This window comes from Dyella sp. 05T440 (assembly GCF_056395965.1).
Window position 1 is genome coordinate 33,621 of record NZ_JBFTKN010000005.1, and the last position, 14,656, is coordinate 48,276.

At 65.1% G+C, this 14,656-nt stretch carries 16 protein-coding genes; 9 read left to right on the plus strand and 7 right to left on the minus strand.

Annotated elements, in window-relative coordinates; translation table 11 throughout:
- Positions 1–4: 4 nt before the first annotated feature.
- The gene (gene pncA / locus AC1DE1_RS07070) at positions 5–652 is read right to left on the minus strand and encodes a bifunctional nicotinamidase/pyrazinamidase (RefSeq protein WP_477176893.1); all 648 of its coding nucleotides are present in this window, start codon (positions 650–652) and stop codon (positions 5–7) included.
- 216 nt (positions 653–868) lie between these two features.
- On the opposite strand from pncA, the gene AC1DE1_RS07075 reads away from it, so the two are divergent.
- Both AC1DE1_RS07075 and AC1DE1_RS07080 read left to right on the plus strand, forming a co-directional pair.
- The gene (locus tag AC1DE1_RS07075) at positions 869–1,240 is read left to right on the plus strand and encodes a hypothetical protein (RefSeq protein ID WP_441604735.1); all 372 of its coding nucleotides are present in this window, start codon (positions 869–871) and stop codon (positions 1,238–1,240) included.
- A 65-nt stretch (positions 1,241–1,305) separates the two neighbouring features.
- Entirely contained in the window at positions 1,306–2,505 is a 1,200-nt protein-coding gene (locus AC1DE1_RS07080) for an MFS transporter (protein ID WP_477176894.1), read from the plus strand.
- A 26-nt stretch (positions 2,506–2,531) separates the two neighbouring features.
- Here the strand turns inward: AC1DE1_RS07080 and cls are convergent, their stop codons facing one another.
- Both cls and AC1DE1_RS07090 read right to left on the minus strand, forming a co-directional pair.
- Positions 2,532–3,935, minus strand: a complete 1,404-nt coding sequence (gene cls, locus AC1DE1_RS07085) for a cardiolipin synthase (protein ID WP_477176895.1) — start codon at positions 3,933–3,935, stop codon at positions 2,532–2,534.
- A 56-nt stretch (positions 3,936–3,991) separates the two neighbouring features.
- Entirely contained in the window at positions 3,992–4,921 is a 930-nt protein-coding gene (locus AC1DE1_RS07090) for a LysR family transcriptional regulator (protein WP_441604732.1), read from the minus strand.
- 148 nt (positions 4,922–5,069) lie between these two features.
- On the opposite strand from AC1DE1_RS07090, the gene AC1DE1_RS07095 reads away from it, so the two are divergent.
- Genes AC1DE1_RS07095 through AC1DE1_RS07105 form a run of 3 tightly spaced genes read left to right on the plus strand, consistent with a single transcriptional unit; the run spans position 5,070 to position 8,423 of the window.
- The gene (locus AC1DE1_RS07095; protein WP_441604731.1) at positions 5,070–6,299 is read left to right on the plus strand and encodes an MFS transporter; all 1,230 of its coding nucleotides are present in this window, start codon (positions 5,070–5,072) and stop codon (positions 6,297–6,299) included.
- 25 nt (positions 6,300–6,324) lie between these two features.
- Positions 6,325–7,383, plus strand: a complete 1,059-nt coding sequence (locus AC1DE1_RS07100) for an SDR family oxidoreductase (protein ID WP_477176896.1) — start codon at positions 6,325–6,327, stop codon at positions 7,381–7,383.
- 26 nt (positions 7,384–7,409) lie between these two features.
- Positions 7,410–8,423, plus strand: a complete 1,014-nt coding sequence (locus AC1DE1_RS07105; protein ID WP_477176897.1) for a zinc-binding alcohol dehydrogenase family protein — start codon at positions 7,410–7,412, stop codon at positions 8,421–8,423.
- A 43-nt stretch (positions 8,424–8,466) separates the two neighbouring features.
- Here the strand turns inward: AC1DE1_RS07105 and AC1DE1_RS07110 are convergent, their stop codons facing one another.
- On the minus strand, positions 8,467–9,837 hold the full coding sequence (locus tag AC1DE1_RS07110) for an FAD/NAD(P)-binding protein (RefSeq protein WP_477176898.1): 1,371 nt from the start codon (positions 9,835–9,837) through the stop codon (positions 8,467–8,469).
- A gap of 38 nt (positions 9,838–9,875) precedes the next feature.
- Positions 9,876–10,442 carry a cysteine dioxygenase gene (locus tag AC1DE1_RS07115; protein WP_477179037.1) on the minus strand — a complete coding sequence of 189 codons (567 nt, stop codon included), beginning with the start codon at positions 10,440–10,442 and terminating at the stop codon, positions 9,876–9,878.
- Positions 10,443–10,678: 236 nt separating this feature from the next.
- Here AC1DE1_RS07115 and AC1DE1_RS07120 point away from each other — a divergent pair, with 236 nt between their 5' ends.
- Entirely contained in the window at positions 10,679–10,969 is a 291-nt protein-coding gene (locus AC1DE1_RS07120; RefSeq protein WP_441604726.1) for a hypothetical protein, read from the plus strand.
- 89 nt (positions 10,970–11,058) lie between these two features.
- Here AC1DE1_RS07120 and AC1DE1_RS07125 read toward each other — a convergent pair whose 3' ends face one another.
- Entirely contained in the window at positions 11,059–11,718 is a 660-nt protein-coding gene (locus tag AC1DE1_RS07125) for an energy transducer TonB (RefSeq protein WP_477176900.1), read from the minus strand.
- A gap of 196 nt (positions 11,719–11,914) precedes the next feature.
- Positions 11,915–12,742, minus strand: coding sequence for a universal stress protein (locus AC1DE1_RS07130; protein WP_477176901.1), 828 nt, complete (start codon positions 12,740–12,742; stop codon positions 11,915–11,917).
- Between the two features lie 285 nt (positions 12,743–13,027).
- Between AC1DE1_RS07130 and AC1DE1_RS07135 the strand changes: the two genes are divergently transcribed.
- From AC1DE1_RS07135 to AC1DE1_RS07145, 3 genes are all read left to right on the plus strand, one after another.
- Positions 13,028–13,462 carry a hypothetical protein gene (locus AC1DE1_RS07135; protein ID WP_477176902.1) on the plus strand — a complete coding sequence of 145 codons (435 nt, stop codon included), beginning with the start codon at positions 13,028–13,030 and terminating at the stop codon, positions 13,460–13,462.
- 145 nt (positions 13,463–13,607) lie between these two features.
- Entirely contained in the window at positions 13,608–14,276 is a 669-nt protein-coding gene (trhA, locus tag AC1DE1_RS07140) for a PAQR family membrane homeostasis protein TrhA (RefSeq protein ID WP_441604723.1), read from the plus strand.
- Positions 14,273–14,650 carry a TfoX/Sxy family protein gene (locus AC1DE1_RS07145; RefSeq protein WP_477176903.1) on the plus strand — a complete coding sequence of 126 codons (378 nt, stop codon included), beginning with the start codon at positions 14,273–14,275 and terminating at the stop codon, positions 14,648–14,650. The genes trhA and AC1DE1_RS07145 overlap by 4 nt, the downstream gene beginning before the upstream one ends.
- The last annotated feature ends 6 nt before the right edge of the window (positions 14,651–14,656 follow it).

Consider the following 14,656-nt stretch of genomic DNA (forward strand, 5'->3'; position numbering starts at 1 on the left):
GCGCTCAGGCCAGCGCGGTCGAGTCGATCACGTCCACGCCGAGGTTCTCGAAGCGCAGGCGTGTGGGGATATCGGTCTCGGGCGACACCGGCCGGGTGAGATCCCACAGCACGTGCGTGCGATAACCCAGTTCCACCGCATCTTGCGCGGTCCACAGCACGCAGACGTCGCGCGCCAGCCCGCAGACATAGACCTCGTCCACCCCTTGTTCGCGCAGCCAGCTGTGCAACGCGGTGGATGGACGCTTGCCGTGCGGCCCGTGGTTTTCGCGAAAGCCGCTATACGAATCCACGCGGGGATCGTCACCCTTGCGGATCACCGTATCCACCGGGGACCAGTCGATCGACGGATGCAGCGCCGCGCCCGGCGTTTCCTGCACGCAGTGCGGCGGCCACAGCGTCTGCGCATGTCCATACAGCGGAATGCGGTCGAACGGCGCGCGTCCGGGGTGTGAGGTGGCGAACGAGACGTGGCCCTTGGGGTGCCAGTCCTGGGTGGCCACCACATGCTCGAAGACATCCCGCTTCAGCAGCTGGTCGATGCCCGGAACAATGGCGTCCCCCTCGTGGCAGGCGAGCGCGCCGCCGGGCATGAAGTCCGGTTGCACGTCGACCAGGATCAGGGCGGCGCGGCGGCTGATAGCTGGGCTCATAGGGATGGGCTCATGGTCGCGTCGAGTCTCGCAAAAGGTTGCGCCGGAAAGTCTAGTGGGCTGGAGGGGGGCGTGGTGTGACGCGTTCGACGGGGGATTTGTCATCCATATGGAGCGTTCAGGCTGAAAATCACCCCACCCCAGACGATGGTATGGCCCGGCGGGGACGTCGTCGCAGGCATAATGAGCCCACGGCAACCGATAGGGACCAGAGGCATGTTTTTTGACCAGTCGTGGATGGGCTACGGAATCGTAGGCGCGCTGGAGGCCGGCGGGATTGCCCTGGTCATCGGCCTGCTCGCCTACGTGATCCTGCATATGTTCGGCCGTACCCAGGGCTGGAGTCTCGGGCTCGAGGTAGGCTGGGCGAGCGTGATCGGCGTGATCCTGGCCGGTGGCAGCGATATGTGGAACCTGATCTATTTCAACTACGGCCGCGTGCAGTCGCTGCAGCTGCTGAAAATACGCCTGGCCGAAGTGCACGACCCGGACAATCTCGGTGCACGCGTGTTCTTCGAATTTGTCGGTGTCGCCGTGGGTGTATTCATCGGCTGGCTGTTGTTCGTACGTCGTCGCTCGTCCGTGTAAAGCGTTGCATCGGCATTCCCCCTCGCGCCGATGCAGCCGCTGTCTCCTCCCCCAAAGCAGTACCCATGAATACTCACGTTGAAGCGGGCGCCAGCGGCTTGCCGTTGACCCGACGAATCGTCCAGATCGTTCTTTTCACCTTTCTGGCCTATCTGGTGATCGGCATGCAGCTGGCGGTGCTGCCGCCATTCGTGCACAGCGAGCTTGGCTTTGGCGCCGTGCTGGCCGGCCTGGTGATCAGCACGCAATACGTGGCCACCTTGCTGAGTCGCGGTTTTGCGGGCCGCACCTCCGACACCGCCGGCCCCAAGCGTGCCGCGCTGATCGGCCTGGTGGCGTGCGCGATCAGCGGCCTGCTGATGATCGCCGCGGCCCTGCTGCGTGCATGGCCGGTCGCCTCAGTGGGCGTGATGCTGGTGGCGCGACTGGCCCTGGGCATGGGCGAAAGTTGCGTGGCCACCGGTTGCATCATGTGGGGCATCGGGCGGGTCGGTGCGGAACACACCGCCAAGGTCATTTCCTGGAACGGCATTGCCACCTATGGCGCGCTGGCGGTCGGTGCGCCGCTGGGCGTGGTGCTGAACGCTGCGGCGGGTTTTGCCAGCATCGGCATCGCGGCAGTGTTGTTGATGGTGCTGGGCCTGTTGCTGGCGTGGCGTCGCCCCGCCGTGCACGTCGAGGCCGGGGAGCGCCTGCCGATGCATCACGTGTTCGGCCGCGTGGCGCCCTACGGCATGGGCCTGGCGCTGGCTTCGGTGGGCTTCGGGGTGATCGCCACCTTCATCACGCTGTACTACGCGCGAGAGGGTTGGTCCGGTGCCGCTCCCACCTTGAGCGTGTTCGGCGTGTGTTTCGTTGGTGTGCGCCTGGTGCTTGGCTGGACCATCGCGCACTTCGGCGGCTATCGCACCGCGCTCGTTTCGTTGCTGGTGGAATGCGCGGGCCTGATCGTGCTGGCCATGGCCAATCACCCTGCCATGGCCATGCTGGGAGCCGCGCTGAGCGGCATCGGTTTTTCGCTGATCTTCCCCGCGCTCGGGGTGGTGGCGGTGGAGCGCGTGAGCGGAAGCAATCGCGGCGCGGCGCTGGCGTCCTATTCGGTGTTTATCGATGTGGCGCTGGGCGTGACCGGTCCGCTGGGCGGGTGGATCGCGTCGGGTGGACGCTATGGTCCGATGTTCGTGGTGGCTGCGATGTTGTCGTTGGCGGGAGCGGTGCTTACCGGCAGTCTCTATTTGCTCCATGGCAACAAGGCGACTGGCTGATCGCGACAGCAAGGCCTCGGCACGGCTTAAAGCACCGGATCAAACAAGCGCGCCACGTGCATCGCCAGTCGCCGCAGATACGGCGCCTTTTCATATTCCGCAGCCGTGACCTCGTGCGCGTGGGCGAAGTCATCGCACAGCATGGCTTCCACCTCGCCAGCGAATTCGGGATCCACGTTCAGGGCGCCGATCTCGAAGTTGAGACGGAACGAACGGTTGTCCAGATTCATGCTGCCCACCGAGGCGGTGTCGTCGTCCACCAGCAATACTTTCTCGTGCACGAAGCCCGGCTGATAGCGAAACACGCGGATGCCGGCGAGCACCGCATCGTGGGCATACAGGCTGGTGGCAAGGAATACCGTGCGGTGATCAGGGCGGCACGGAATAAGCACGCGCACGTCCACGCCGCGGAACACCGCCAGCCGCAACGCCGACATCACGGCCTGGTCGGGCACGAAATAAGGCGTGGTGATCCATAGCCGGTGACGCGCGGCGTGGATCAGCGAGACGAAGAACAGCGAGCAGGTCTCCTGTCGATCGGCCGGCCCGGTGGCCACGATGAGCGTGTGCGCGTTGCCGACCTGTTGCTGCGGTTTGAGCAGCGGCGGCAGCTCACCGGTGACCCAATGCCAGTCTTCGGCGAAGCTGCGTTGCAGATCGGCGACGGCAGGGCCTTCGATTTCCAGGTGCGTATCGCGCCATGGCGCCAGCGGGGGGCTGAGGCCGAGGTATTCGTCGCCTACGTTGAGGCCGCCGACGTAACCGCGCATGCCATCCACGACCACGATCTTGCGATGATTGCGGAAATTGAGCTGGAAGCGGTTGCTGCGCCGCTGGGTGGCGAATGAATGGATGATCACGCCCGCCTCCTGCAGCGTTTCCACATACTCGTTCGGCAGCGCGTGGCTGCCGATGCCGTCGTAGAGCACACACACATCCACACCGGCGCGCACGCGATCGATCAGCGCCTGCTGCATGCGCTTGCCGAGCATGTCGTCGTGGATGATGAAAAACTGCACGAGCACGCAGCGCCTGGCCTCATTGATGGCCGCGAAAATCGCCTCGAAGGTGGCGTCGCCGTTGATCAGCAGTCGCAGCCGTTGCCCGGCGTGGAAGCGCGCGCCGAGCATGCGCGCGATCTCGCCATAGCGATCGTTGACCTCGGGCGCGGCGGAGCCATTGGCCAGCTGGGCGTCCGCCAGTGCCTGCATCTGGTCGCGTCGTGCGCGGTGCAGGTCCACGTAGCCGTGAAAATGGCTGCGTCCCAGATACAGATACGGAATGAGCGTGGCGTAGGGCAGCAAGACCAGGCCCAGCGCCCACGCAAACGCGCCTTGCGGCGTGCGCGTATTGATCACCGCGTGCATGGCGGCGAGCACGCCGGCGATGTGCAGAACCAGCAACAGGGTGCCGACGATGGTGGTCAACATGCCGCGCCACCGGCGAGATGAGTGAGGCGATCCTTATCGAGCATGGGTTCCCCGCATCAACGCATGGCATCGCGCACAGTATCGAGCACATCGCGTTCGCGTGCCTGCAGTGCCTGCTGCAGGTGATCGACGAACAGGCGAATGCGCGCCGGCAGGTAGGCACGACTGGGATAGATGGCGTAGATGTGGGCGTCGGCCAGGAACACCTCGTTCTTCAGCGGCACCAGGCGGCCGGCGCGCACGTCGTCGGCGATATCCCAGGCGGACTTGAACGCGATGCCGTGGCCGGCAATGGCCAGGCTGCGCATGAGGTCGCCGTTGTCGCAGGTCATCGCCGCTTCCACGCGCAACGGACGGGAGCCGTCCGGCGTCTGCACCATCCACGGCAGCACGCCATGGCCCGGACGGTGCAGCATCAGGCAACGGTGCTGCTGCAGTTCGTCGGCATGGTGCGGATAGCCATGCCGTTCCAGATAGTCCGGCGAAGCGCACAGCACGCGGAAGTTGTTGGTGAGCAGGCGCGACACCAGGCGCGAGTCGACCATGGTGCCGCCTCGCACGGCGACGTCCACGCCGTACTCGAACAGATCGAGCATGGCGTCGGAATTGGTGATGCGCAGATGCAGCTGCGGGTGCTGCTCGGCGAAACCGGCCGCCATCGGGCCCACATACTGGCGCCCCATATCCACCGAGGCGGAGATGTGCAGCTGCCCGCGCACCTCCAGCTGGCGAAGCCCGACGGCCGAGTTGGCGTCGTCCACGTCGGCGATGATGGCCTGGCAGCGCTCAAAGTAGAGCGTGCCTTCCTCGGTGAGCACGAGGCGGCGCGAGCTGCGCTGGAGCAGCCGCACGCCCAGCGCGGTCTCCAGCCGGGTCAGCCGCTTGCTGGCGGCAGCGGGCGACAGACCCAGTTCGCGCCCGGCCGCTGACAGGCTGCCTTCGGTCACGGCGCGCACGAACAGGCGCATATCTTCGAAATCGACCATGTTCCAGAGACCTTGGCGAGCAGGCTGGTACGGCCTGGGAATGAGCCATCTTTAACTTTCAGGAAAAGATGCCTCTCTAGTTTGCTCAATTCCCGCAAAGATCTACAAGGCGCACAGTGGCGGCCGTTTCCTTCAGGGATCCCCTCCCATGAACTCCCCACGTTCTTCCGAAAGCGCTGCTGCGGCCGCAGCCGGTTCATCCCGGTTGGCCCTGCTTGCCTTGTCGGTCGCCGCGTTCGCCATCGGCACCACCGAATTCGTGATCATGGGCCTGTTGCCCGAAGTGGCCACGGACCTGCACGTGAGCATCCCGTCCGCCGGCCTGCTGGTGTCGGGCTACGCACTGGGTGTCGCGGCCGGCGCGCCCCTGCTGGCGGCGCTCACGGCCCGCATGGAGCGTCGCAACGCCCTGCTGCTATTGCTCGGCCTGTTCATTCTGGGCAACGCGCTATGCGCGGTGGCGCCCAACTACGGCGTGCTGATGGTGGCGCGCGTGGTGGCGGCGTTCTGCCATGGCTCGTTCTTTGGCATCGGTGCCGTGGTGGCTTCGCATGTGGTGCCGCGCGGCCAGGCCGCCCGCGCCATCGCCCTGATGTTTACCGGGCTGACCCTGGCCAATGTGTTGGGCGTGCCGTTCGGTACCTTTCTCGGCCAGTGGGCGGGCTGGCGCTCGACCTTCATGGCCGTGACCGGTCTGGGCCTGATCGCCGCGATCGCCGTGTGGCGGCTGGTGCCGGCCTTGCCGGATCTGGCGTCGCCGAACATGAAGCGCGAGCTGGGCGTGCTGCGTCAGCCGCAGGTGCTGCTGGCCTTGCTGATGACAGTGCTGGGCTTTGGCGGCGTGTTCACCGTGTTCACCTATATCGCGCCGATCCTGCAGCAGGTAGCGCATGTGAGCGTGGGCGCCACGGGTTGGGTGCTGATCCTGTTTGGCGTGGGCACCACCATCGGCAACATGCTCGGTGGCCGCCTTGCCGACTGGCGCCTGATGCCCTCGCTGGTGGGCGTGCTGATCGCGCTGTCGCTGATCATGCTGGCGTTTGCCTGGACCATGCACAACACCATCGCTGCCGTGGTCACCGTGTTCGTCTGGGGCATCGCTGCCTTTGCCACCGTGCCGCCGCTGCAGATGCGCGTGGTGCAACAGGCGAGCGATGGTCCGCATCTGGCCTCGACGCTGAATATTGCTGCGTTCAATCTCGGCAATGCGATCGGCGCCTTCATCGGCGGTTCGATGATCGGCATGGGTCTGGGTCTGCCGTCGGTAAGTGTGGCCGGCGCCGTGGTCGCCTTGCTGGGTCTGCTGGTGACCTTGGTCAGCGCGGCGCTCGAACGACGTCGCCGCCCAGTCGCGGCAGCTTGCGCCGTCGGCGCCTGATCGAACTCTCTGCGAAAGGATGGGCATGAGCAAGCAAACCAAGGTGGCACTCGTGGTGGGCGCGCAGGGCGTGATCGGTCGCAATCTGATCGATCACTTGTCGACGCTTGAGGACTGGCAGGTGATCGGCTTGTCGCGTCGCGGTGGGACAGGTGCTGGCCGTGTGCAACACATCGCCGTCGATCTGCTCGATATCGACGACACGCTGGCAAAGCTGCGCAAGCTCGATCACGTGACGCACGTGTTCTACACGGCCTATCAGGATCGCCCCAGCTGGGCCGAACTGGTGCCGCCGAACGTGGCGATGCTGGTGAACGTGCTGGACGCGATCGAGGCGGTGGCGCCGCAGCTTGAACACATCAGCCTGATGCAGGGCTACAAGGTCTACGGCGGACACCTCGGTCCGTTCAAGACGCCGGCGCGCGAAACCGATGCGGCCTTCATGCCGCCGGAATTCATGCACGATCAGCAACGCCTGCTCGAACAGCGACAACAGGGCAGGGCGTGGAGCTGGTCGGCGATCCGCCCTGCGGTGGTCGGCGGTTTTGCGCTGGGCAATCCGATGAATCTCGCGCTCGCCATCGCCGTGTATGCGTCGATGAGCAAGGAGCTCGGCCTGCCGCTGCGTTTTCCCGGCAAGCCGGGTGCCTACGACAGGCTGCTGGAGATGACCGATGCCGGTCTGCTCGCCCGCGCCACGGTGTGGGCGGCCACCGAGCCGCATTGCGCCAATCAGGCTTTCAACATCACCAACGGCGACCTGTTCCGATGGAACGAGATGTGGCCCTTCATCGCCGATTATTTCGGCCTTGAAGTCGCGCCACCACTGCCGCTATCGCTCGATAGCGTGATGGCAGGCAAGGAGCCGCTGTGGCAAGCCATGGGCGAACGCCACGGCCTCGCGCCGCATGCCTATGCCGAGGTATCGTCCTGGCGTTTTGCCGACTTCGTGTTTTCCTGGGACTACGACATGTTTGGCGACGGTTCCAAGGCGCGGCGCTACGGCTTCCACGAACATGTGGAAACGAAAGCGATGTTCACGCGACTGTTTGATGACTTTCGTCGGCGCAAGATCATTCCCTGACTTTTCAGATTCGCAAGGAGAGCTGCATGAAAGCCGTCGCGTACCGACAGATCCTGCCCATCACGGATCCGCATAGCCTGATCGACGTCGAGTTGGCGCGGCCCGCGCCGCAAGGGCGCGATCTGCTGGTGCAGGTCGAGGCGATCTCGATCAATCCGGTGGATACCAAGGTGCGCCAGCGCGCCAACCCCGAGGGTGCAGACAAAGTGTTGGGTTGGGATGCCGCCGGCACCGTGGTGGCGGTGGGCGCCGACGTTACGCTGTTCAAGCCGGGCGATGCGGTGTACTACGCCGGTGCGATCGATCGTTCCGGCAGCAACGCGCAATTCCAGCTGGTCGATGAGCGCATCGTGGGACGCAAGCCCGGCACACTCGATTTCGCGCAGGCCGCGGCGATGCCACTCACCACGATCACTGCGTGGGAATTGCTGTTCGACCGGCTCAACCTGCCTCGCGGCGCCACGGCGCGTCCTCGCGTCATCCTGGTCGTCGGCGGTGCAGGCGGGGTGGGTTCGATGGCGATCCAGTTGGCACGCACGTTGACCAATGCCACCGTGATCGCCACGGCGTCGCGTGAAGACAGCCAGGCGTGGGTGAAGGCCTTGGGCGCGCATCACGTGGTCGATCATCATGGCGATCTGGTCGCCGCGGTGAAGGCGGTGGCGCCGCAAGGCGTGGACGATGTGCTCAGCCTCACGCACACCGAGCAGCACTTCGCGAAGCTGGTGGAACTGCTCAAACCACAGGGCAAGCTGGCCTTGATCGATGATCCGGCCAAGCCGCTGGAGATCAACCTGCTCAAGCAGAAGAGCATCTCGCTGCACTGGGAATTCATGTACACGCGCTCGCTGTTCCACACCGAGGACATGCAGGCGCAGCATCGTCTGCTCAACGAAGTGGCCGACCTAGTCGACGCCGGTGTGTTGCGCACGACGCTGCGCGACAACCTGGGTGCGATCAATGCGGAGAATCTGCGTCGCGCACATCAGCAAGTGGAAAGCGCGAGTTCGATCGGCAAAGTGGTTTTAAGCGGCTGGTAATCGCTGGCACGCAAAAAGAAAGGAGCGCCAAGCGCTCCTTTTTTTATCCGCCCTTCAACAACCGGTCGGCGAGATTGCGCGCCTGCTGGCGTATCTCCGGCATGGCCGTGGATTCCCACAGCGTGCCGCGCAGCAGGGTACCGATCGCGTAGAAGTGCGGCCACGGCTGGTTGCCATGCGCAACGCGTCCTTCCGTCGTTGCCGTGACGCCCAGACCGAGCGGATCGGCGGTGACATGGCCATTGGTCGACAGCTGGCGGATCAACGGATGCTGCGTGCGCCGCACATCCGTGTTGAGGCCCACCGTCTGGATGACCAGATCGGCATCCATGGTTTCCATGCCCTTGCCGTGCGGACGGCGGATTTCCAGATGCAGCTTGTCGCCGACGACATCGACCGTCTGCAGACGACCGCGACGACGGTGCAGCCGGTCGCCATCCTCAAGCGCCTTCATGGCCGCCATGACCTGCGGCGGCATGCGATGGCGCACGCGTTCCCAGGCCCAGCGTGCATGACGCAGGAAGCGCGAGCGTTCCGCATCCGCCAGCAGCGCCCATAGCGAAGGCGTATGCGGGCGCAGGCTGTCGACCACGGTGCGCCAGTCGGCGCTTTGCGCCATGGCTTCGCGCAGCAGGCGGATCCAGGTACGGATGTAGGGTTCGTCGCGCATCGCCTCGATCAGTTCGCCGCTGTCGTCAGCCGGCGCGGAGGCGTGCTGCAGATGTGGCTCCGGCAACAGGCCGTGGCGCGAGATGGCTTCGAAGCTGGCGTTCGGCCACAGCGCCGAAAGCTCCAGCAACACGTCGACGGCGGTGAGACCCAGTCCGATCAGCACCACTTTGCGCGGACGTGTGTCCGGCTTGGCCTGCGCAAGAAAACCCCAGGGTTCAGTCACGTACTGGCCGCTTTCGAGCGCCGCATCGCTGACGCCATTCAACGGCAGCGGCGGCAACGAACCGATCGCCAGCACGGCGGCGTCGGCACGTGCGCTGTCCTCGCCATGGATCACATTGACGCCATCGTGCTCCGGCACGATGGCATCCACCTCGAACGGCAGCACGCGCACATCGTGGCCGGCTGCACGTGCACGCTCGAGCGCGCGCTCCACCTGGGCTTCGAGATAATCGCCATAGAGGCGTCGCGGCAGGAAATCGGTACCGGCGATGGTGCTGTCGCCGCGCTGGGCGTATTCCAGAAACCCGTGCGGCCGGGCAGCAAACATGCTCATCGAGGCCGCACGGACGTTCAACAAATGCTTGTCGGACCGCGTGCCATACGCGACACCACGCGGCGAGTTACCGCCGCCGGTATACCAGTCCAGATGCAACGGCTGCGGCAACTGGCGTTCCAGTAGCTCGCTCAGCAGCGCTGCCGCTGCAGCACCGCCGCCGATGATGGCGACCCGTCGATACATGCCACTCCCTCAAAAAAAGCGTCTTCACGTGTGTGGCTTCAAGCATACAGGCGGCCGGCCAAGGCGCTGCGCTGCTGGCTTGCGGTCCACTGGCCAGCTTCGCCAGCTTGTTGGTATGTAAAGTACTGTGCCAGATCGCCACCGTACACGTGAAGCGTCAAGGCGGTGTCGTGCCGGGAGAGGTTGCGGCAACGGTGCACGTGGCGGTCGTCGGCGTCGAACCAGGTGACGTCGCCGGGACCCAGCCAGTCGCGGCCGGTCAATCGCAGGTTCTTCCCGTCCTGGTCACGGTCCCAGGATTCCACTTCGAGTGCCCCATGCAGGGCCATCTCCAGGCCCCACAGGCCATCGTGATCGTGGATCGGGGTGGCGTAGTTGGCGGGCCATGCCATCACCAGCACGCTGATATCGGGCTTGTTGCGCTGCGCCACCAGCCAGCGTTCAAAGCCGCGGTTGCGTTCGCGCAGATCGGCCAGGTCGCCGACCAGGGCCTGCTTGTTCTGGTAAACCGTACGACTCAGTTCCCTTGCCATCGAGGCAAGGTCAGGGTGCTCGCCCACCCCATAATCAAATGCGATTTCACGCAGCGCCTTGAGGTGTTGCATGTGTCTGGCCATGCGCAGTCACTCATGGAAACCGGCGCGCAGTGGAGCATGCGTATCGTTAAAGTCCCGTAACACCGGGGCGAGATCGGCATGGCGAGGGACATGACTTTCGCGACATGCGCGACATGCCGCAAAAGCGCACGATGCTTTCCAAGCAGGCCTTGAAAGTTGCATCGGTTGCCACAACTGCTCGATGCGCAACGGTCGCCGGCAGTGACGCCGGGAGGAGACACATCATGTTTGCGATAAGCGTGCTCTTGATGTTGATAGTAGGCGTTTGGCTCGGGGTCGCCTTGATCGGCCTGGTCTTCAAACTCGCCTTCGCCCTGATCGGCGGGCTGTTCAGCCTGGTCGGCGCCGTGCTCGGCCTGGTGTTCGGCGGCCTTGCCTTGTTGATCGCCGCGCCCATCGTGGCGCTCGCCCTGTTGCCCTTGTGCCTGCCGGTGATATTGCTGGTAGCCGTGGTGTGGGCCATCGTGCGCCTGGCGCGCGGACCGGCGCCGGCGGCGCCCGTCAACGCCCACTAGAACTTCGCTTGCCGTGGAAGGGCCCGGCCTGCCACTGGATGCAGGTCGGGCCTTCCGCTTCAGATCGTTCTAAAGCGCGACGAAGCCGCTCAAAGCTCGTTCAAATTGAACGTGACCGGCACGCGTGCCCATGCACGCACGGCCCGGCCATTCACCATCGCCGGTTCGAACTTCCAACTCTTCAGCACCTGCTCGCGTGCACTGCGATCGAGCAGCGTATAGCCGCTGCTTTGTTCGACGGCGACCTCTTGCGGAACGCCGTTCTCGTCCACCAACACCTTCAGGATCACTTGCCCTTGCAGGCGCGCATGCAGCGCCTGTGCGGGATATTTCAGCGGCGTCGCGCGATAGGCGAGGGTGGCTTCGACGGGAGCGTTGGTAACGTCCGCTTCGGGAGGAGCGATGGTGGGCGGAGTCACGGGCGCTGGCACCGTGCCATCGTCCGTGGTGTTGACCACCGGCGGCGTCACCGGAAGGGGATGCGTTAGCGCTTGCGGATGTGGAACGGTCTTCGGCGGCGCCAGCTTTTTGATATCGATCGGTGGTGGCGGAGGCACTTCCTTCGCCGGGGTGATCCAGCTGATTGGCGTGGCGGCAATGCGTTGCACCTGCTCGGCCAGTTGCGGCGCCATCGGACGCATGAGGGCAAGCAGTGCGGCAAGGTTGAGGGTGATCGCCACGCTCATCGCGGCGATGCGGACATGGTCCGGATGGGCATGACGGGGTACAGCCAGGCTTGCGGACGACATAGGCGACCTCCTGACGTATCGATGTGAATTTTGACGCCTGTTGGAGCAGGCGGATGGCCCGTGCACGCCGCGCGGGAACGCGGAGGGATCGTGTCGGTGCGCTTGCAGCCTAAGCCCGAAAAAAAGACTTGCGCAAGTAGCCGTATGGAAGGCTATTCTGGCGGGCGGGAGCTGCCTGGCCCGGTTCGGGCTTTTTTCAGTGCGCCACCAGCATCGGCACGTCGCCATGCATGAACAGGTGGCGGGTGGTGCCGCCGAGCACCATTTGCGCGAGCCGCGAGCGGCTCCAGGCGCCCATCACGATCAGGTCGGCTCCCTGGCTATGCGCAGCCTCCAACACGGCGGGCCCCGCGGCGTGACTGGGGCCGCTATCGAGCGTATCGATGCGGGCGTTGATGCCGTGGCGCTGCAACCAGTCGGCCAGGCCGGGCGGGGGCAGCACCGGCAACATGTCCGCGTTCATTTCGCTGCCGTCGAGCACGCGCACCAGATCGGCCTTCTGCAGCAACGGCACGGCCGCGGCGAGCGCGAGCGCGGATTCGCGGCTGCCGTTCCATGCCACCAGCACATTGGCACCGACGCTGGGTACAGGCGATACATCCGGCACCACCAGTACCGGCCGCCCGCTGGCAAACACGCAACGCGACACCGAGCCGAAACCGACCGGCGCATCGCTGCGCTTCTGGCTGCGCTCCATCACGAGGATGTCGTAACCGGAGGCCGCCTGGCTCACCGCCTGGACGGTGTCGCCCTGGGTGACCCGCCAGCTGCCGTTGAGCGAGCGGGCGGCCAACGCCTGCTGCCAGTGGTGGTCATGGGTCCGTGCTTCGGCGACGCGGCGCTGTGTTTCTTCCAGCTGTACGGGTACGGCTTCGGGAAGGCTGAAGGCGGTGGCCGGAAGGTCGGCCACGTAGAGCGCGTCGAGCCGAGCCCCCAGCCGTTGCGCCAAGGCCAGGGCGGCACGCGGAGCGGCAACGCCCAGGTCGAGATGGTCCAGATGCAACAGCAGGTCGATCGCAGACATGGCGGCTCTCCTGATTCCCAATCCGATATCAGCATAGAGCCTGCCATCGGTGGCGGTGTAGCGCGCGAAATCGCAGGACAAAAAAAGCCCCGCACAGGATGGCGGGGCGGTAAGGCCGGGCATCGGGGGAGAGAGAGGGGATGCCCGGTTATCGCATTGTTTCCCCTGGCGGCTTGCTATGGCGTACATCCTGGGTGAATGGCCTGTTCACGCCGCAGCGGGCTGGCGATTGCCAGAACCGCGCGCTTGCTGCCTACTGGCAGCGCGCAACCAGGGAGAAGGGCAATGAGCATGTCGAAGTGGATGGCCGCCTCCGTGCTGGCCGTGGCCGGCTGGGCGGCATCGGTGCCGGCACATGCCGGCGATATCGAGTGCAAGATGAGTTTCAACCTCGCGGGCTGGTCGGTGTTCTATCAGACGGCCACCGGCAGCGGTACTGTCCACTGCAACAACGGCCAGAGCCTGTCGGTGCACCTGCGCGTCAAGGGCGGCGGACTCACCTTCGGCAAGAGCCAGATCACCAATGGCGTGGGCAAGTTCTCGGGTGTCAGCAGCATCAGCGAGATCAAGGGCCATTACGCCGATGCCGGCGTGCACGCGGGCGCAGCCAACTCGGCCGGTGCGCGCGTGATGACCAAGGGCAACGTCTCGCTTGCGCTCAGTGGCACGGGCAAGGGCTGGGATCTGGGCGTGGCCTTCGGCGCCTTCATCATCGAGTGATCGGACGGCACGGCGCGCCGGCGTCGTGCGGTCTTGCGTCGCGGGCATGCCTGACGGATGCCCGCTTCCGCTCTTGTTGAATCGGATCGGGCGTCCTAAGGTGGCGGGGCCGTACGCTCCAGTACGTTCCGTTTGAGGAATCCCCATGTCCGCCACCTCCGGCACGGCTCTCCCCCGCTATGCCTTCGGCGACGAGCTCGCCAGCAGTGTGATCCACGGCATCGGCATCCTGCTGAGCATTGCCGGCCTGGTGACGCTGGTGACGTTTGCAGCGCTGTACGGCGACACCCGGGCCGTGGTGGCCAGCGCGGTGTTCGGCACCACGCTGATCCTGTGCTACACGGCCTCGACGCTGTATCACTCCATTCCCGGCGCGCTGCCCAAGCGCGTGTTGCGTACGCTCGACCACATCGCGATCTTCCTGCTGATTGCCGGCACCTATACGCCGTTCACCCTGATCGCCTTGCCGGGTGCCTGGGGCTGGAGCCTGTTTGCCACGGTATGGACGCTGGCGCTGATGGGCAGCGCGCTCGAACTGGGCCTGCTGAAGAAGTACCGCAAGCTGGCGGTTCTTATGTACATCGGCATGGGCTGGGTGGGCGTGATTGCGTTCAAGCCCTTGCTGGCGCATCTGCAGACGGGCGGCATGGTGTTGCTGCTCGCCGGCGGCGTGGCATACACGCTCGGCGTGCCGTTCTACCTGTGGCGCAAGCTGCCTTACCACCACTCGGTATGGCACTTCTTCGTGCTGGCCGGCAGCGTGCTGCACTATCTCGCCGTGTTGCTCTACGTGTTGCCCGACGCGCCGATGTGAATCCCGGGATCGAGCTACTTCGTCGGGAACTGGAAGACGCCGCCACGCATCTGGGACGTCCACACGATCTGCGCTTCAAGCCGATGTTCGGCGGACTGATGGCCTGGTTCAACGAAAAGCCCTGCGCGTGGTTATCAGGTCAGGGCCTGGCGTTGCGCCTGGCGGCAGCCGATCAAGACGGATTGCTCGCACTCGAGGGCGCGGCGCGTTTTCGTCATCGCCCGGACGAGCCACCCAGCCGTGACTACATCCTGGTGCCACCGGCGCTACGCAGCGAGACGGCGGCCTTCGCGCAGTGGCTGGAACGAAGCAGCCACGCACCCGCGCCGGAAAAGAAAAGGCCGCGCTCGAAAGCGCGGCCTCGTCAGAACTAAACGGCG